This is a genomic window from Streptomyces sp. NPDC055025, assembly GCF_053608565.1.
The window spans coordinates 79,891-97,299 of the sequence record NZ_JBSGVS010000004.1 but is presented as its reverse complement, the minus strand read 5'-3'; the positions used below and the strand labels follow the sequence as shown (position 1 = coordinate 97,299).

General features: G+C 73.0%; 14 protein-coding genes. 7 read left to right on the top strand and 7 right to left on the bottom strand.

What is annotated here, in order from left to right:
- Positions 1-233 precede the first annotated feature (233 nt).
- On the top strand, positions 234-3,722 hold the full coding sequence (locus ACWGDX_RS04060) for a condensation domain-containing protein (RefSeq protein ID WP_453622003.1): 3,489 nt from the start codon (positions 234-236) through the stop codon (positions 3,720-3,722).
- An 84-nt stretch (positions 3,723-3,806) separates the two neighbouring features.
- On the opposite strand, the gene ACWGDX_RS04055 is transcribed toward ACWGDX_RS04060, so the two are convergent.
- From ACWGDX_RS04055 to cysC, 3 genes are read right to left on the bottom strand one after another with little or no spacing between them, the layout of a single operon-like run.
- A complete protein-coding gene (locus ACWGDX_RS04055) occupies positions 3,807-5,192 on the bottom strand; it encodes a sulfate adenylyltransferase subunit 1 (RefSeq protein WP_453622001.1) in 1,386 nt (461 codons plus the stop codon).
- 2 nt (positions 5,193-5,194) lie between these two features.
- Positions 5,195-6,115 carry a sulfate adenylyltransferase subunit CysD gene (cysD, locus tag ACWGDX_RS04050; RefSeq protein WP_453621999.1) on the bottom strand — a complete coding sequence of 307 codons (921 nt, stop codon included), beginning with the start codon at positions 6,113-6,115 and terminating at the stop codon, positions 5,195-5,197.
- Positions 6,112-6,672: an adenylyl-sulfate kinase gene (gene cysC, locus ACWGDX_RS04045; protein ID WP_453621997.1), complete on the bottom strand. Its 561-nt coding sequence runs from the start codon at positions 6,670-6,672 to the stop codon at positions 6,112-6,114. Before cysC ends, cysD begins: the two co-directional genes overlap by 4 nt.
- A 287-nt stretch (positions 6,673-6,959) precedes the next feature.
- Between cysC and ACWGDX_RS04040 the strand changes: the two genes are divergently transcribed.
- Positions 6,960-7,358, top strand: a complete 399-nt coding sequence (locus ACWGDX_RS04040) for a PaaI family thioesterase (protein WP_363085231.1) — start codon at positions 6,960-6,962, stop codon at positions 7,356-7,358.
- A 103-nt stretch (positions 7,359-7,461) separates the two neighbouring features.
- Here ACWGDX_RS04040 and ACWGDX_RS04035 read toward each other — a convergent pair whose 3' ends face one another.
- Genes ACWGDX_RS04035 through ACWGDX_RS04020 form a run of 4 tightly spaced genes read right to left on the bottom strand, consistent with a single transcriptional unit; the run spans position 7,462 to position 12,395 of the window.
- On the bottom strand, positions 7,462-8,694 hold the full coding sequence (locus ACWGDX_RS04035) for an acyltransferase family protein (RefSeq protein WP_453621994.1): 1,233 nt from the start codon (positions 8,692-8,694) through the stop codon (positions 7,462-7,464).
- 2 nt (positions 8,695-8,696) lie between these two features.
- Complete coding sequence (locus ACWGDX_RS04030) at positions 8,697-10,112, bottom strand: transketolase C-terminal domain-containing protein (RefSeq protein ID WP_453621992.1); 1,416 nt, start codon at positions 10,110-10,112, stop codon at positions 8,697-8,699.
- Positions 10,109-10,999 carry a transketolase gene (locus ACWGDX_RS04025; RefSeq protein ID WP_453621990.1) on the bottom strand — a complete coding sequence of 297 codons (891 nt, stop codon included), beginning with the start codon at positions 10,997-10,999 and terminating at the stop codon, positions 10,109-10,111. The genes ACWGDX_RS04030 and ACWGDX_RS04025 overlap by 4 nt, the downstream gene beginning before the upstream one ends.
- Before the next feature lie 52 nt (positions 11,000-11,051).
- Positions 11,052-12,395 carry a DegT/DnrJ/EryC1/StrS family aminotransferase gene (locus tag ACWGDX_RS04020; protein WP_453621988.1) on the bottom strand — a complete coding sequence of 448 codons (1,344 nt, stop codon included), beginning with the start codon at positions 12,393-12,395 and terminating at the stop codon, positions 11,052-11,054.
- A gap of 449 nt (positions 12,396-12,844) precedes the next feature.
- On the opposite strand from ACWGDX_RS04020, the gene ACWGDX_RS04015 reads away from it, so the two are divergent.
- From ACWGDX_RS04015 to ACWGDX_RS03995, 5 genes are all read left to right on the top strand, one after another.
- On the top strand, positions 12,845-13,024 hold the full coding sequence (locus ACWGDX_RS04015) for an alpha-aminoadipate/glutamate carrier protein LysW (protein ID WP_382864002.1): 180 nt from the start codon (positions 12,845-12,847) through the stop codon (positions 13,022-13,024).
- 422 nt (positions 13,025-13,446) lie between these two features.
- A complete protein-coding gene (gene argC / locus ACWGDX_RS04010; protein ID WP_453621985.1) occupies positions 13,447-14,427 on the top strand; it encodes an N-acetyl-gamma-glutamyl-phosphate reductase in 981 nt (326 codons plus the stop codon).
- Positions 14,428-14,488: 61 nt separating this feature from the next.
- Positions 14,489-15,358 (top strand): [LysW]-aminoadipate kinase, encoded by an 870-nt coding sequence (locus ACWGDX_RS04005; RefSeq protein ID WP_453621983.1) that lies wholly within the window; start codon positions 14,489-14,491, stop codon positions 15,356-15,358.
- Complete coding sequence (locus ACWGDX_RS04000) at positions 15,351-16,571, top strand: M20/M25/M40 family metallo-hydrolase (protein WP_365901203.1); 1,221 nt, start codon at positions 15,351-15,353, stop codon at positions 16,569-16,571. The genes ACWGDX_RS04005 and ACWGDX_RS04000 overlap by 8 nt, the downstream gene beginning before the upstream one ends.
- Positions 16,568-17,392, top strand: a complete 825-nt coding sequence (locus ACWGDX_RS03995; protein WP_453621981.1) for an SDR family oxidoreductase — start codon at positions 16,568-16,570, stop codon at positions 17,390-17,392. Before ACWGDX_RS04000 ends, ACWGDX_RS03995 begins: the two co-directional genes overlap by 4 nt.
- The last annotated feature ends 17 nt before the right edge of the window (positions 17,393-17,409 follow it).

The following is a 17,409-nucleotide window of genomic DNA, read 5'->3' as shown; positions in this document are numbered from 1 at the left end:
ATCGGACGGCGCTGGGTGCGGTGGGTACGCCGACGCGCCGACAGCGCCAACTTCCGCACACCGACACGCTGTTGAGCGGTGGCTTCGGGGATTCTGGCTCGATCTGTCCCTCGGCTCAGCAGACGTGTCCTGAAATGAACCGTCCAAAAGAGCCGCCATGTAGTACTGGTGAACGACGCCTCCGCTCCGCGACCCTACTGGGCACTGTCTGCATGCTGAGTTACCGTATCTCCATGAGAGACTACGAAGACTTCATGCCGCTCGCGGTCATCCAGGAGCACTTCTGGTCCTCCGACGGTTCGGCCGCCGAGCAGGCCCCGCTGACCGAGTGCGTGGCACTGGCGGTGCCGGGCCGGCTGGATCCGGTCGCCCTGCGCGCCGCGGTCCGCGCGCTGCTGTCCCGGCACGAGATCCTGCGCACCGCCGTGCGGCTGTACGGCGGGCAGCCGGGCCAGGTGGTGCTCCCGGTGCCGGAGCCGCTGCCGGTGACCGAGACCGTCCTCCCCGCCCCTGACCGGGTCGAGGACACGGACCGGGACCGGGACCGTGAGCTGGCCCGGTTCGCCGGCACCGGGATCGATCCCGCGGCCGGGTGCGGGATCGCGTTCCTGCTGCTGCACGGCGGCGGCCCGGCCGGCGAGGACGTCCTCGCGCTGGCCGTGCACCACATCTTCGCCGACGCCACCGCGGTCCGGCTGCTGCTGGCGGAACTGGCCGCGGACTACGACGCCGCGCTGGCCGGGAACCCTTCACCGGTGCCCGGACCCGAGTTGCAGTACGGCGACTTCGTCCGGTGGGAGCACGAGGCGCTGCTCCCCGCCGTCCAGGACGCCGACACCGCGTGGTGGCGGGAGACCCTGCGATCCGCGCCGACCAGCCTGGACGTACGGGCGGACCGGCCGCGCCGTCGTCATCGGCGCGGGGTCGGCCTGCGCACGGAGTTCGTCGTGCCGGGGATCGACGGTCCCGCCCTGCGCCGCACGGCGCGGACCCTGCGCTGCTCGCCGTACGCGCTGTGCCTGGCCGGCTGGGCGGCGCTGATCTCCCGTTCCACCGGCCGCGAGGACCTGATGTTCGGCGTGCTCGCGGCGAACCGCGGCGCCCCCCAGCTGGAGTCGCTGGTCGGGCAGCTCTCCAACACCGTCCCGCTGCGACTGGACCTCGGCGGCGGGCCCGACCTGGCCGCGGCGGTGTCCCGGTGCTCGGCCGGGGTGGCGTCGGCGATCGAACACGTACGGCTGCCGTTCAACCGGATCGTGCGGGCGGTGGCCGCCCCACGCCCGACCGACCGGACCCCCCTGATCCAGCACCTGTTCCTGCCCCGGGTGGACGCGGTCGGCGAGCTGAGCCTGGGCGGACGGCCGGTGCGGGTGCTGGATGTCGAACGCGGACGCGGCCGGTTCGACACCGTCGCCGAGATCGAACTCGGCGACGAACAGGTGCGCCTGTGGCTGGAGTACGACAGCGACCTCTACACCGCGGCCGGGATCGGCGCGCTGCTGGACGACTACGCCGGAGTCCTGCGGCAGTGGCTGGAGCGGCCCGGACTGCGGGTGTCCGAGCTGGAGCTGAACACACCGGACGCGGTACCGGTCGGCACGGTGGCGATGGACGCGGTGGCGACGGACGCGGTGGCGATGGGAACGGCGCCGGTGGGCGCGGGCCCGGTCGGCACCGTACCGGTGGGATCGGCGCCGGTGAGCGCCGAGACGGCCGAGGAGCTGCGGGTGGAGCTGCCCGACGGCACGCCGGTCACCCTGCTGCTGGACCGCTCAGCCGGGCCGGAGTGCTGGCCGGTGCTGACCGGGCTGACCGGGGCCCGCGCCGAGGACCTGGAAGTGGAGCCCGGCCTGTCGGCGCACCAGCCCGCCGCACTGCTCCTGGCCGGGGCCCCCACCGGGCTCACCGCCCGCCGGGACACGCGGGGCCGGCTGGAGATCGTGACCGGACCGCCGGCACCCGCCCCGGACGCCGCCCCGCCGGACACCCGCACGGTGGCGGGCACGGACCGGCTGCTGGAGCTGGTCACCGAGGTCTGGGCACAGGTCCTGGAACAACCCGGGCTCGCCCCGGACGACGACTTCTTCGCCTGCGGCGGACACTCGCTGCTGGCCACCCGCCTCGTGGCCGAGACCCAGGAGGCGCTCGGCGTGCGGGTCCGGGTGCGGGCGCTGTTCGAGCATCCCACCCCGGCCGAGCTGACCGCCCATCTGCGCGTGGCCCATCCGGAGCTGGACGGCATGCTCGAACTCGTCGCCGCACTGCCCGACGACATCGAGGCGGACGCCGACGCCGACGCCGACGCCGCTGCGAGCACCGTACCGTCCGGTGCGCCGCGCGCCCTCACCCCTGGGACGGACGGGCCCGAGACCGCGGTGGACGTGCCCCTGCTGTCCGGCCAGCGCCAGTTGTGGCTGGCCGAGCAGGCCGACCCCGGCTCGCTCACCCACACCATCCCGCTGATCCTGGACCTGACAGGACCACTGCGGCCGGAGGCGTTCACCGTCGCGCTGAACGACGTGGTGGCGCACCAGCCGGGCCTGCGCGGAACGTTCGTCGAGGTGGACGGCCGCCCGGTGCAGCGGATCCAGCCGCACACCGGGATCGATGTGCCGGTGCTCGACCTCGGCGGCCTCGACACCGCCGCGCGCGACGCGGAGCTGGAGCGGCTGGAGCAGGAGATCGCGTACACCGGATTCGACATCACCCGCGGCCCGTTGCTGCGGGCCCGGATCGTCCGGCTGGGCGCGGAGCGCCACCAGGCCCAGCTGCTCTTCCACCACCTGGTCACCGACGAGGTGTCGATGACCCTGCTGATGCGGGATCTGAGCACCGCCTACGGAGCCAGGGCCGCCGGCCGGGAGCCGGTCCTGCCCCCTCACGCGGTCGACTTCGCCACCCTGGCCCGCGCCGAGCAGCAGCTCCTGGACGGTCCCGAGGGCGATCGGCTGCGCCGGTTCTGGGCCCGCGAGCTGGCCGGCGTGCCGACGCTGCGGCTGCCCACCGACCGTCCCCGCGGCGACAGGGCGAGGTTCCGCGGCGAGTTCCTGGAGCGGCCCGCCTCCACGGCCGCGGCCGGCACACTCCGCGAGCTGGCCGCCGCCGGCCGGACCACCCCGTTCACCGTGTTCTGCGCCGCGGTCGCGGTCGTGCTGCACCGGCTGAGCGGCCAGAGCGACATCGTGCTCGGCATTCCCACGGCCAACCGCACACACCGCGGGGCCGAGCAGCTCATCGGCTGCTTCCTCAACGTGGTCCCGGTCCGGCTGGACCTCTCCGGCAACCCCCGCTTCGACGAGCTGGTGCGGCGGGTGAGCGCCGCCGTGCTGCGTGCCTACGAGCATCAGCAGGCGCCGTTCGCCGACATCGTCCAGACCGTCCAGCCCCGCCGGGTCGCCGGGATGCACCCGGTCTACCAGGTCACCTGCGAACTGCAGCTGGAGTCCTGGATACCGGCCCGACTCGCCGGCCTGGACTGCGAGTACCGCTTCGTCTCCCATGGCACGGCCCGCTACGACATGGCCTTCCACGGGCTGCTGCGCCCGTCCGGACTGTCCGCGATGGTGGAGCTGAACACCGACCTCTGGGACCACGCGTCCGGCTACCGGCGGATCGATCAGGTACTGGAGCTCCTGGCCGCCGCGGCAGGGGCGCCCCGCACCCCGATCGGAGAGCTGGCCGGAGCGGGCGAGCGCCTGGCGGCCGGACCGCCCCGGAGCTGACCGGCGCCCGTGTCCTGGCGCCCGTCCCGGCGCCCGTTCTGGTGCTCGTCCCGGGGCCCGTCCTCGGTCGCCTTCCGGGACGCGTCAGAAGTCCCAGCCCTCCTCGTGCGCCACCGCGTCGGACACGGTGGCGTACGAGGAGGCGTACGAGGAGGCGCCGGCCGCGCCCGCGAAGGCCTCGCCCGCCATCCCGGCCGCGAGGGTGGTGCCGTCGGCCGGGTCGATGAGGAGGAAGGAGCCGGTGCGCCGGGAGTCCGCGTAGGCGTCGAGGGCGAGCGGTTCGGCGGTACGCACCTTCACCCGCCCGATGTCGTTGGCGATCAGCCGTCCGGGCTCCGGGTACTGGGACAGGTCCTCCAGCGTGAGCCGGGAGGGGATCTCCCTGACGATCGCCTTGACCGTGCGGGTGGTGTGTTTGAGCAGCACACGCTGGCCGGCGACGAGCGGGGTGTCGGCCACATGGCAGACGGTGGCCTCGATGTCCTGGCTGGTGGCGGGGGTGTCACCGGCCGGGACCAGCAGATCGCCGCGTGAGATGTCGATGTCGTCGTCGAGCAGCAGGGTCACCGACTGCGGGGCCCAGGCCGTCTCGACCGGCTTCCCCAGCAGATCGATCCCGGCGATCCGCGAGGTGCGGCCGGACGGCAGTACGGTGACCGGCTCGCCGACCCGGAAGCCGCCGGCCGCGATCTGGCCCGCGTACCCCCGGTAGTCCGGGTGCTCGGCGGTGCGCGGCCGGATGACGTACTGCACGGGGAAGCGGGCATGACGGCCCGCCGGGGCGCGGCCGGCCGGCACGGTCTCCAGGTGTCCGAGCACCGTGGGGCCGCCGTACCAATCCATCCGGGCCGACGGCTCCACCACGTTGTCCCCGGTGAGCGCGGAGATGGGGACGGCGGTGATCTCCGCCGCGCCCAGCGAGGCGGCGTACGCCGTGAACTCCTCGGCGATACGCGCGAACACCCGCTCCTCGTATGCCACCAGATCCATCTTGTTGACCGCGAGCACCACATGCGGCACCCGGAGCAGCGCGGCGACGGCGGCGTGCCGGCGGGTCTGCTCGACCACACCGTTGCGCGCGTCGACCAGGACCACCGCGAGGTCGGCGGTGGAGGCGCCGGTGACCATGTTGCGGGTGTACTGCACATGCCCCGGGGTGTCGGCCAGGATGAACCGGCGCCGGGCGGTGGCGAAGTAGCGGTAGGCGACATCGATGGTGATGCCCTGCTCCCGCTCGGCCCGCAGCCCGTCGGTCAGCAGCGCCAGATCGGGCGCCCGCAGGCCGCGGTCGGCGGAGACCCGCTCGACGGCCTCCAGCTGATCGGTGAGGATCGATTTGGAGTCGTACAGCAGCCGGCCGACGAGGGTGGACTTGCCGTCGTCCACGGAGCCCGCCGTCGCGAAGCGCAGCAGGTCGGTGGCCGACAGGCCCGGAAGGTGCGCGGGCCGCTCCGCGTTGACGCTGGACATGGTCAGAAGTACCCCTCGCGTTTGCGGTCTTCCATGGCGGCCTCGGAGAGCTTGTCGTCGGCGCGGGTCGCGCCGCGCTCGGTGAGCCTCGACGCGGCGATCTCGGCGATCACGGCTTCGAGCGTGGTGGCGTGGGAGTCGACGGCGCCCGTGCAGGACATGTCGCCGACCGTGCGGTAGCGCACGAGCCGCTTCTCGGCGCTCTCGCCGTCCTTCGGCCCGCCCCATTCGCCGGCGGTGAGCCACATGCCGGAGCGCCGGAACACCTCGCGCTCGTGGGCGTAGTAGATCTCCGGCAGTTCGATGTCCTCGCGGGCGATGTACTGCCACACGTCCAGTTCGGTCCAGTTGGACAGCGGGAAGACGCGGACGTGTTCGCCGGGGGCGTGGCGGCCGTTGTAGAGCTGCCACAGCTCCGGCCGCTGCCGGCGCGGGTCCCACTGGGAGAACTCGTCCCGCAGGGAGAACACCCGCTCCTTGGCGCGGGCCTTCTCCTCGTCCCGGCGTCCGCCGCCGAAGACCGCGTCGAACCTCTCGGTCCTGATCCTCTCGGTCAGTGGCACGGTCTGCAGCGGGTTGCGCGTGCCGTCGGGGCGTTCACGCAGCACACCGCGGTCGATGTAGTCCTGTACGGAGGCCACATGGAGCCGCAGTCCGCGTGCGGCCACCACACGGTCGCGGTAGTCGATGACCTCGGGGAAGTTGTGTCCGGTGTCCACATGGAGCAGCGAGAAGGGCAGCCGCGCCGGTGCGAACGCCTTGAGCGCCAGACAGAGCATGACGATCGAGTCCTTGCCCCCGGAGAACAGGATCACCGGGTTCTCGAACTCGCCCGCCACCTCACGGAAGATATGCACCGCCTCGGACTCCAGGGCGTCCAGATGGTCCAGGCGCAGATACGGGAGTGGTTCCGTGGCGGTCATGCGACGAACCGTTTCTCTGTGAGCAGGTCCATGAGCATGGAGGCCGATTCGGCCTCCGACTGCCGGTGCGCCGGGATGACGAGTTCCGGTTCCCCGGGCCGCTCGTACGGAGCGTCGACACCGGTCAGCCCCTTGAGCTCGCCGGCCCGCTGTCTGGCGTACAGGCCCTTCACATCCCGTTGTGCGCAGACCTCGGCGGGCGTGGCCACATGGACCTCCAGGAAGGTCGTACCGCTGGTGACGTGCCGTTGGCGTACGGCGTCGCGGCTCTCGGCGTACGGGGCGATGACCGGTACGAGAACGATCACGCCGTTGCGGGCGAGCACCTCGGCCATCAGACCGATCCGCCGCAGATTCTCCTGCCGGTCCTCGCGGCTGAAGCCGAGGCCCGCCGACAGCGTCTCGCGCATCACATCGCCGTCCAGGACCTCGACGCGGTGTCCGTCGCCACGCAGCCGCTCGGCGAGCAGACGCGCGATGGTCGACTTGCCCGCGCTCGGCAGACCGGTCAGCAGAACGGTCACACCGCAGTCACACGATCCGGGGCGAACCACCATGGTCGGTTCAACCTCTTTCCAGGTCAGTGTCACTGACCGGTGAGACGTTCCAGACGGATTGACGTACGCGCCGGACAGGCCGCGGCCACCGCGGTGAGCCTGTCAACGGAGATTTCGCTGGAGCGCAGTATGTGGAAAAAGACTTCTCCACTCCCTGCGACACCCGACAAGTATCGCTCCCGGGCCGACCGGGGAGCAACAGGATCACGCGATCCCTTACGTGCCGGACATCTTCCGCTTCCGACCGTGGCCCCGCACGGGCCGGTGGACCCTGGAATACTCGGAACATGACAACGGACAAGGTGGAGACGGGACTTGGGCCCTATGTCGAGCATCTGGGCCTGCGGTTCGAGGAGGTGGGACCCGACCGGGTGGTGGCCGGCTGGTCGGTCCGCGGCGACCTGCTGCAGCCTCACGGCATACTGCACGGCGGGGTGCACTGCGCGGTCGTCGAGTCCGTGGCCAGCGTGGCGGCCGACCACTGGCTCGGGGAGAGGGGCACCGTGGTCGGGGTCAGCAACACCACCGACTTCTTCGCGCCGGTGACCGAGGCCAACGGCCGGCTCACCTCGACCGCGGTACCGGTCCACCGGGGCGCCACCCAGCAGGTGTGGGCGGTGGAGACGGTGGACGCCGTGGGCAGCCTGGTCGCCCGCGGGCAGGTCCGGTTGCAGAATCTGCGGTGAGACGAACGGCGTGGTCCTTTCCGGGCAGGATCGACGTCCTGCCCGGAAAGGATCACGCCCGGCTCGTCCGGGCGGGCGCCGCCGGTGAGGGCCGCGTCGTGGCTCACGCCCCTTGACGGGCGCGGGCGGGACGGCTCCACCGTCGCATGACGGGCCGTTCCACCAGTACGTACAGCAGCCAGGCCAGCACAAGGCTGACGGCGATCGTCACCACCGCCAGCGTGAGCACCATGGGCCATGACGAGGCCGTTCCCGGAGCCGCGCCCCAGGTCGGGGAGGTACGGCCGATCCAGCCGTAGGCCACGACCAGCCAGTGCACCAGATAGAGGGCGAAGGAGATCTCGCCCAGGAACACCATGACCCGCCCGCGGAGCAGGCCTCTGCCGCCGCCAGCGATATCCGCCTGAGCCGCCGCCGCGACCAGGAAGGCGAGCGGGACGGCCGTGAGCGACACGAAGCCGATGCTGTCGGTCACATCGGCCTTGACGACGAGCGGTATCACCGGCAGAACGAGCGCCACGGGGAGCGGGAACCGGATCCACCGTCCGTGCGTGACGATCAGCGCGGTCACGATGCCCAGCACGAACTCCAGCATCCGCACCGGCGGAAAGAACGTCATGAACCACACGCCGTGCCACGGTTCACCCGTGCCGCGGTGAACGCCACCGCTGTTCAGGAACAGGGCGGCCACCAGGGGAACGGCCCAGATCGCGGCGTACGTCCCGGCGAACCACAGCCACAGCCGCGCGGGCTTGATCTTCCGCAGGAGCGTCAGCAGCCAGGGGAACGAGAGATAGAACAGGAGCTCGCAGGCCAGGGACCAGGTCGGAGTGTTCGACCACAGGTTGAACAGGAGCGGCTGATCCGGGATCCAGGCGTGCACCAGGGTCAGCGTCGCGATCGTGTCCCTCCCCGACAGGGCGTGATTCGCGGTCACCGCGAGCAGACACGCGGCGACGAACGTCACCAGGTGGTTCGGGTAGATCTTGAAGAACCGGCGCCGCCAGAACTGCGGCAGCGTGTCCTCCTCCCGGGCGACCCAGGTCAGGACGAATCCGCTCAGGATGAAGAAGAACGACACCCCCACGGCGCCGAATTCATGGAAGAGCCGGATCCCGAATATCTGGTCCGGAGCCACCCGTGGCAGCAGGTTGGTGCCGATATGGCCCAGCACCACCATGAACGCGGCGATGAACCGCAGGCCGGTCAGGGACGGCAGCTTCTGACTGCGGTGTGCGGGCGCGGGGACGGGGGCTTCCCGCGTCCCGGCGGGTCTTGGGATCCCACCGCCTCCGGCGATCGCGCCTTCGCGGGGAGTACGGGCTCGTGGCAGCATGATCAGACACCTCCGTCGGACTCGGCGGCGGCCGGGGGGAGTTCGCCGGCCAGCTCGCGGACGATCGTGGCCTGGTAGAAGTTCCGTACCGGCACGCGCAGGCCCTGTTCGGCCTCGATCAGGTCGATCACCTCCATGGCGGTCAGCGAGGTGCCGCCGAGCGCGAAGAAGTCGTCGTCCGGAGACACGTCCTTCCGCGGCTTGAGCACCCGCTGAAACACGCTCTGCACATAACGGATCCGGTCCTCGTCGGGGACCAGGGCCGAGCCGGCCATCGTCATCACCTCATCGTCGGGCGGCGCCGCCGTGGCGCGCCGGTCACTTGTTCGGGTCGTACGTCCTGTCGTCCGCTCACGCGGTCGTCGGTCCCAGCCGGCCGCGGTGCTCCGGGCGACCAGTTCCCGGGCGGCGTCCACCACCGCGCCGGTGCTCACCCCGTGCGCCTCCAGCGCGGCCCGCTGGCCGGCCACACGCGCGCCCGGACGGCCCCGTACGGCCAGCCGGCGCAGCGGCAGGGCCAGTTCGGCCGACACCACCTCGGCGACCGCGTCACCCAGGCCGCCCTGCGGGCGGTGCTCCTCCACGGTCACCACCCCGGCCCGGCCGCGGCATCCGGCCAGCAGACCGTCCTGGTCCAGCGGGTGCGGCGTGTGCAGATCCAGGACCTGCGCGCCGATCCCGTCGCCGGCCAGCTCCTGTGCCGCCTCCAGCGCGAACAGCAGCGGCAGCGGACCGGCCGCCACCAGCGTGATGTCCGCGCCCTCGCGCAGCACCCGCGCCCGGCCCAGCAGAAAGCCGGGCGCGGGACCGGGCGGCACCGGTGTGGCCGAGCGGCCCAGCCGCAGATAGCCGGGACCGGGCAGCTCGTGCAACTGGCGGGTGGCCGCGCCGATCTGGCGCGCGTCGCCCGGGACGACGACCGCCAGATCGGCCAGGGCGCGGGTCACCGCCAGGTCCTCCAGGGCGAAGTGGCTGGTGCCGAAATGCGCGGCGGCCAGACCGCCGTGGGTGGCGATCACCCGCACCGGCAGCCGGTTGCCGACCACGTCCAGCTTGAGGAACTCGCCCGCGCGCAGAGTGGCGAAGGTGGCCATGGTGTGCACGTACGGGACGAAGCCGCGCCGGGCCAGCCCGGCGGCCACCGTCATCAGGTTCGCCTCGGCGATCCCGACGTTGACGTAACGCTCCGGGAACCGCTCGCCGAAGGTGTCCTCCAGGCCACCGGTGTCGGAGTCCAGACAGATCACCCGGGGGTCGGCGGCGGCCAGTTCCAGCAGGGCCTCGCGGTAGACGGCCCGCGGGTCCGGGCCGAGGACCGGTGACGGGTCCCGCTCCGCGTCCGCGCCCGCCGCCACGGAGTCAGCCCCGTCGGACGGGGCGGGGACGACACCGTCCGGGACGGTCGGGGTGCGGCTCACGACGCCTCTCCTGTCGTCCGCCGGCCGAGCGCGGCCAGGGCACGGCGTACCAGGGCCGGCTTGAGCTTGGCGTAGTGCCCGGCCACCCGGTGCTCCAGGAACGGCACCCCGCGGCCCTTCACGGTCCGGGCGATCACCGCGACCGGCCCGGCCGGGGAAGGCCGCAGGGCCTCGTACAGCGCGCGCAGGTCGTGCCCGTCGACGGTACGCGCCTGCCAGCCGAAGGCCGCGAACTTGGCGTCCAGCGGTTCGAGCGCGACCCGGTCCTCGGTGCCGCCGGTGATCTGCAGCCCGTTGCGGTCCACCGCCGCGACCAGCCCCGGCAGTTCGCGGCTCCCGGCCAGCAGGGCGGCCTCCCAGACACTTCCCTCCTGAAGTTCGCCGTCGCCCAGCACGGTGTAGACGTGCCGGTCGCCGCCGCGCAGCTGCTCGGCCATGGCCAGCCCCACCGACAGGCCGAGCCCGTGGCCCAGCGAGCCGGTGGGGAACTCGACCCCGGGCAGATCGTGCGGCGGGTGCCCGAACAGTCGGCTGCCGGGCTGGGCGTAGCCGTCCAGCTCGTCGGCCGGGATCCGGCCGAGCTGGGCCAGCACGCTGTAGAGCGCGGGGGCCGCATGCCCCTTGCTGAGCACGAAGGAGTCGCCAGGACGCAGCAGTTGGGCGTGCAGGACGGCCATCAGATCGGCGCAGGACAGACTGCCTCCGACATGCGCGCCCTCGGGGCCGCCGGCCATCCGGATCACGTCCTCACGGATCCGCCGGGCCATCACCGCCGGGTCGAGAGCCGTCGCGGGGAGATCGGGGGCGCGGTCCGTCGTCACGGGGGAGTGCGGGGGGTGCGTGGGGGCGGGCGGGTCAGGCGGGCCGGTTGTGGTCGGCACGGCCATGTCTGGCTCCCTTCGGGTGGGTCGGTCCGGTGCAACGGACCGGGCGGACGGGTCAGCCCCGGCGCAGTACTTCCCGCCAGCCCGGGGCAGGGCGGGAGAGAGTCATCCGGCGAATCAGGCCGAGGTGCTGCCAGACCTTCTCGAAGCCGTCGGCGTACCGCTCCAGCAGCGGCCCGGCGGCCGGGTCCAGATGCCGGCGTTGCAGGCACAGCGACCCGTCGACGACGGCGGCGGTCACCGGGAAGCGCTCGGCCACCTGCTCCAGCGCGGCCGGCTCGGACAGTCCGGCGGGCCGGAACGCGGGGTGCGCGGGCAGCGGGGCCACCTGGTACTGGGAGACCGGCACGCCCTCGGCCCGCAGCACCCGGTGCAGGGTGGCGCGCAGCCCGGCCCGGTGTTCCGGACCCAGGCCGAGCTCCTCGGGCTCGGGCATCAGCCGCAGAATGTGCCAGGCGTGGGTGCGCCCGGCCGGGATCCTCGGCACCCGCAGACCGGGCAGCCCCGCCAGCCGGTCCAGAAAGCCGCGGATCCCCGGCTCGCGCCGGCGGGCGTCGTCGTCGAAGCGGGACAGCTGGGAGCCGGTGAACGCGGCTGCCACCGGCGCTATCCGGGCGTTGAGCGCGGCCCGGTGGGCGACATAGCTGCGCGCTCCGGTCGGTACCAGCTCGCCGAAGTTGCGCAGCCGGACCAACTGCTCGTACAGATCGTCGTCGTCGGTGGTGATGAGGCCGCCCTCGCCGCAGGTCGGCAGGTTCTTGTTGGGGTGCAGGCTGAAGCAGCCGGCCCTGCCCAGCGCGCCGGCCCGCCGGCCGCCGATCCCCGCGCCGTGCGCCTGGGCCGCGTCCTCCACGACCGGGATGTCCAGCCGGCCGGCCAGCCTGCCCAGCGCCGGCATATCGGCCGGCAGCCCGTGCAGATGCACCGGCAGCAGAGCGGCGGTGCGTGGACCGGCGACCGGTGCGACCGCCCGCGGGTCCAGGGTGTAGGTGTCGGGTTCTATGTCGGCGAACACGGGCGTCGCCCCTGCCGCGTACACGGCGTGGGCCGTCGCGTTCATGGTCAGGGCCGGGACGATCACCTCGTCGCCGGGACCGATCCCGAGGCCGCGCAGGGCCAGCTGGAGCGCGGCGGTGCCGGAGGCGACGGCGACGCAGTGCCGGGTGCCGGTGGCCAGCGCCCATGCCTCTTCCAGGCCGGCGACCTCCGTCTCCCCGGCCGAGGCGGCGTTCAGCCGGCCGCTGCGCAGCACCCGGAGTACGGCGTGCTCGTCGGCCGGGGTGATGATCGGCCAGGTACCGCCGGGGCTGTCCCTGGGCACGGCCCGGGGCCCGCCGAGCAGGGCCAGACCGGCCCCGGTCGCCGGGGTGCGGGGCGCGGTGCGGGTGGTCTCAGTCATGCGCGGGAACCTCCGGGCGGACGACGTCGTGCTCGAACTGGTCCGGACGGGATACGGCAATCACCCGACGATCAACACCCCGCGATACAGAGTCTGCATACTCGTCAATCCCCTGTCGCCGGGGCCGCGGAGTGGCGCGGCTGTCCCGTATCACCCGGGCCGCGGGAAGCCGCAACTCGATCCTCACTGGCCGCGCCCCCTGTTCTGCGACGACAACGCATGACGAAACGCATGACGAAAACGCATGTGGCGCAGCCGAAGCGGCCACCTCTGCTCATCGGGTCCGGACGCCCGCGACCACTCCTGCCGGGCCCCCGGCCGCTCCGCTCCGGTCCTTCCGCGGTCGGTTCCCGAACCCGATCTCCCGGGGGTGTGCCGTTCTGAAGCATGTGCTAGCTTCTGCAGTGTTCTCGACAGACAGTAGTCACACAATCTGCAGGAGGCAACACATGACTACTGCACTGAGCGTGCAGTGCCCCGAGTGCCGAGGCTCGGTGAGCGTGCCCGAGAAGGTGATGGCGGCCGAGATCATCATCTGCCAGCACTGCGGGAGCGAGCTCGAGGTGGTGGCGACCGAGCCCGTGGTGCTGGCCCTGGCCCCTGAAGTCGAAGAGGACTGGGGCGAGTAGGCGCCGGGAGGCGACTCCCGGATCAGGCCGGAGCGATCCGCGCCAGGACCGCCTCGGTGAGGTGCGTCCATGGTACGAGGCGACGAGTCTCCCGCGGCGAACAGACTGCACAATCTTCAGCAAGGTGAGGCAGGAGTACGACCGGACAGGGCCTGGCCTGCCCCGCGCCGCGGGCGGCCTCCGCCCGGGACCGCGGGGCCGGCCGATGCCCTGCCGTCCAGGCGGTCTCCGGTCCGCGTGCCCGGCTCTCCCCACCGGTCCGGGAATCCGGCCGGGTGCGGGATCCCGTCCGAGACGGCGATCCACGGGTGCCGGGGTCCGGACCGGGGGCGCCATGGCGGGCGGCGGTGTACTCGGCGTGACCGGCCCGCGCCGCCGGTCGCCGATATGACCGTAATCCACGAGCTGAAAGAGGTTCCCCGGTGAAGGTGAGTGTTCTCGGTGCGGCCGGCTACACCGGTGGGGAACTGCTGCGGCTGGTGCACGGCCACCCGGAACTGGAGCTGGTGCAGGCCGTCTCGCGCCGGTACGCGGGCCGCCCGGTGGCGGAGCTGCACCCGAACCTGCACCACCTCGGGCTGACCTTCCAGGCCCCGCGGGAGCTGGACCGGGTGGACACCGCCTTCCTGGCGCTGCCCGCCGGCGCCTCCGCCGAGGTGGAGGCCGGAGTCGCGGAGCGGGCCGGGACGATCGTGGATCTGAGCCCGGACTTCCGCAGGGGTGCCCACTCGGCGTCCGGCGACGCCTACCGGACCGGCCTGCCCGAACTGTTCGGCGACGAACTCCCCGGCGCCAGGCGGATCAGCGTTCCCGGCTGCAACGCCACCGCCGCCGTGCTGGCCCTGGCCCCGTTGCGGCGGGCCGGCCTGGTGGCCGGTGACGTGGTGGTGGACGCCCGAGCCGGCTCGTCCGGCTCCGGTGCCGAGCCGGGCCCCGCCTCGCACCACGCCGAACGCGGGCACGCCTTCCGGGTCTACCGGCCCGCCGGACACCGGCACGAGACCGAGATCGCCGAGCTGGCCGGGGTGCGGGCCCGTATGACGGTGACGGCCGTCCCGGCCGTGCGCGGCGTGCAGGTGATCTGCCATGTCACGCCCCCGCGGCCGGTCACCCGCAGGGACGTACTGCGCCTGCTCCAGCGCGACTACCGCGACAGCCCGTTCGTCCGGGTGGTCGCCCGTGGCCGCGGGGTGCACCGGATGCCGGATCCGCAGTTCCTGTCCGGCAGCAACTTCGTGGACATCGGCTGCGCGGTGGACGAGGACGGCGGGCGGATCGTGCTGGTGGCCGCCCTGGACAACCTGGTGAAGGGGGCGGCCGGCGGCGGGGTGCAGAGCCTGAACGTGGCCCGCGGGCTGCCCGAGGACACGGGACTGGAATTCCCGGGCCTGCACCCCGCCTGACCGGCGGGAGCGGGCTGTGACGGCACGGCGACACGGACTTGACGGGGAGCTGAGCGGGGACATGGCACAGGAACTGACCCAGGACCTGGCGGGGGACGCGCCGACCGGCCGCGCCGCCAGCGGGGTGATCGTGGTCAAGATCGGCGGCGGCGCCGACCCGGGCCCGGTGCTGGACGAGGTGGCCGAGCTGGCCGCCGCGGGCCGGCCGACGGTGCTGGTGCACGGCGGCGGCGCCGTGGCCGACGGGCTGGCCGACCGGCTCGGTGTGGAGCGCCGGGTGATCAGGTCCCCGGACGGCACACACAGCCGGCGCACCGACCAGACCATGCTCGATGTGATCACCCTCGCCCTGCTCGGTCAGGTCAAGCCCCGGCTGGTCAGCGGACTGAGGGCACGCGGGACGCGGGCGGTGGGACTGAGCGGCGCGGACGGCGCGCTGCTGACCGCGTCGCGCAAACCCGCCATCCGCTCCGTGCAGGCGGGGCGGACCGTGCTGATCCGCGACGACCGGTCGGGGCGGATCGAGCATGTCGATCCCACGCTGGTGCGCGCGGTGCTGGAGCGTGGAGACGTCCCCGTGGTGTCCCCGCCGGCCATCGACGCCGAGGGCAATCTGCTCAACGTGGACGCCGACGAGGTGGCCGCCCGGCTGGCGGCGGCCCTGGAGGCGTCGGCGCTGGTGCTGCTCACCGACGTGTGCGGGGTGCTGGCCGATCCCGACGACCCGTCGAGCCGTATCCCCGAAGTGGGCCCGCGGCACCTGACCGGGGACACCGTGCGGGGACGGATGCGGCACAAGGTGCGGGCGGGACTGAGGGCCAGCCGGACCGTGGAGCGGGTGGCCATCGGGGCCGCGCACCAGCGGCGCCCGATCCGGCAGGCGCTGGCCGGGACCGGCACCTGGGTGCGCGAGGGGGAGCCGCATGAGTGAGCGGCAGCGGACCGCGGGCCGGACCGCCCGCAGGGTCCGCGCGGGCGAGGACTACCCGGCGTGGCTGCTGCGGGCCGCACTCAGCATCCCCTCGGTCTCCGGACAGGAGCTGCCGCTGGCCGGCTTCCTGGCCGAGCAGATGACCGGCCTCGGCTTCGACGCGCACGTCGACGAGGTCGGCAATGTGCACGGGGTGATCGGCCCGAGCACCGGACCCACCGTGATGCTGCTGGGCCATATCGACACCGTCCCCGGACAGGTGCCGGTGTGCCAGGTCGGCGACCTGCTCTACGGCCGTGGCTCGGTGGACGCCAAGGGCTCCATCGTCACCATGATCTGTGCCGCGGCGCGCGAGCGCCAGGTGCGGGTGCACGTGGTCGGCGCGGTCGGCGAGGAGGTGGCCGGCTCACGCGGGGCGGGACATGTGATGGCCACCGTGCCGCGTCCGGCGGCGGTGGTGATCGGTGAGCCGAGCGGCTGGGACGGGGTCTGCCTGGGCTACAAGGGCCGCACCGGCCTCGGCTACGAGATGCGTCAGCCGCCGCTGCACACCAGCAGCCCGGAGCCGACCGCCGTGGAGCGGGCCGCCCGCTTCGCCCATGAGGTGCAGGGCTATCTGCGGGGTCTGTCGCCGGAACAGGACCCGGTCGCGTTCGGTGTCGCCGCGGGCACGCTCACCCGGCTGCACGGTGATCTGGCCCGCGCCGAGGCCTTTCTGACCTGCCGGGTGCCTCCCGGCTTCGACTTCGCGGCGCTGGAGAGCTTCGCCCGCGGCCTGCCGCACACCCGGATCTGGGTGGACGAGCGGGTGCCCGGGGTGACCCGGCCGCGCGCCGACCCGGTGGTGAGCCAGCTGCGCGCCGCGATCGCGGCCCAGGGGGCCCGTCCGACGCTCAAGCGCAAGGCCGGCACCTCGGACATGAACACGCTCGACCCCTGGGGCGTCCCGATGGCCGCCTACGGACCCGGGGACGCCCACCTGGACCACACCACCGACGAGCACATCTCGCTCAGCGAGCTGTACCGCGCTATCGACGTACTGGCACTCGCCCTGCCCCGGCTCTCGCGGCAGCTGGCCGCCGCGCCGCCGGAGGACCTGGCCGCGCCCGCCGCCCACGACCGCGAGCGGACGCGCCCGCCCGGACTGGCGCTGACCGTCCCGGCATCCGCCGGGCGGGCGCCGCACGCCCGTCCCGATCCTCTGGAGGCATGATGCTGCTCGACGGGAACGTCGCCATGATCACCGGCGCCGCCCGTGCGCTGGGCCGCTCGCACGCGCTGGCCTTCGCCCGCGAGGGCGCGGACCTGATCCTGCTGGACCACTGCGATCCGGACGCCGGGCCCTATCCGATGTCGGGCAGGCGCGACCTGGAGGAGACCGCCGGCTCCTGCCGCCGGCTCGGCAGCCGGGTGCTGACCGGGGTCGCCGACGTACGCGACCAGGCCGGCGTGGACAAGGTGGTGAACGCCGGGCTGGACGAGTTCGGCCGGATCGACGTACTGCTCAACAACGCCGGCGTACTCGGGCCCGGCGGGCGGCGGGTGCACGAGCTGACCGAGGAGCAGTGGCAGCTCGCGCTGGACGTCAATCTGACCGGCACCTGGCGGTGCTGCCGCGCCGTGCTCCCGCACATGGTCGGCCAGGGCGGCGGACGGATCGTGAACACCGCGTCCACCGGCGGGCGGGTGGCCTTCGAGCTGTACTCCAACTACGTCGCCTCCAAGCACGGCGTGATCGGGCTGACCAAGTCCATCGCGCTGGAGTACGGACGCCACGGCGTGCGGGCGAACGCGGTCTGCCCGAGCACCGTGGCCGACGACTCCTCGCTGGGCACCCGCAGCACCCGCGCGGTGGCCGCCTCGATGGGGGCCGAACTGCGGGACTACGAGCGCGGCTCCGCCTCCCTGCACCCGATCGGCCGGCTGGTCACCGCGGCCGAGGTGTCGGCCGCCTGCCTGTGGCTGGCGAGCCCGAACTCCGGCGGTGTCACCGGCACCGAGCTGGTGGTGGACGGCGGCTTCACCGCCCACTGAACCGGAATCCACGGACC

Excerpts from the sequence above, each read along its gene's own strand:
- ACWGDX_RS04060 (WP_453622003.1), top strand. The coding sequence starts at position 234 with ATGAGAGACTACGAAGACTTCATGCCGCTCGCGGTCATCCAGGAGCAC.
- cysD (WP_453621999.1), bottom strand. The coding sequence starts at position 6,115 with ATGACCGCCACGGAACCACTCCCGTATCTGCGCCTGGACCATCTGGAC.
- ACWGDX_RS04055 (WP_453622001.1), bottom strand. The coding sequence starts at position 5,192 with ATGTCCAGCGTCAACGCGGAGCGGCCCGCGCACCTTCCGGGCCTGTCG.
- ACWGDX_RS04015 (WP_382864002.1), top strand. The coding sequence starts at position 12,845 with ATGACTACTGCACTGAGCGTGCAGTGCCCCGAGTGCCGAGGCTCGGTG.
- ACWGDX_RS04000 (WP_365901203.1), top strand. The coding sequence starts at position 15,351 with ATGAGTGAGCGGCAGCGGACCGCGGGCCGGACCGCCCGCAGGGTCCGC.
- cysC (WP_453621997.1), bottom strand. The coding sequence starts at position 6,672 with ATGGTGGTTCGCCCCGGATCGTGTGACTGCGGTGTGACCGTTCTGCTG.
- ACWGDX_RS04005 (WP_453621983.1), top strand. The coding sequence starts at position 14,489 with ATGGCACAGGAACTGACCCAGGACCTGGCGGGGGACGCGCCGACCGGC.
- ACWGDX_RS04025 (WP_453621990.1), bottom strand. The coding sequence starts at position 10,999 with ATGGCCGTGCCGACCACAACCGGCCCGCCTGACCCGCCCGCCCCCACG.
- ACWGDX_RS04040 (WP_363085231.1), top strand. The coding sequence starts at position 6,960 with ATGACAACGGACAAGGTGGAGACGGGACTTGGGCCCTATGTCGAGCAT.
- ACWGDX_RS03995 (WP_453621981.1), top strand. The coding sequence starts at position 16,568 with ATGATGCTGCTCGACGGGAACGTCGCCATGATCACCGGCGCCGCCCGT.
- ACWGDX_RS04035 (WP_453621994.1), bottom strand. The coding sequence starts at position 8,694 with ATGCTGCCACGAGCCCGTACTCCCCGCGAAGGCGCGATCGCCGGAGGC.
- ACWGDX_RS04020 (WP_453621988.1), bottom strand. The coding sequence starts at position 12,395 with ATGACTGAGACCACCCGCACCGCGCCCCGCACCCCGGCGACCGGGGCC.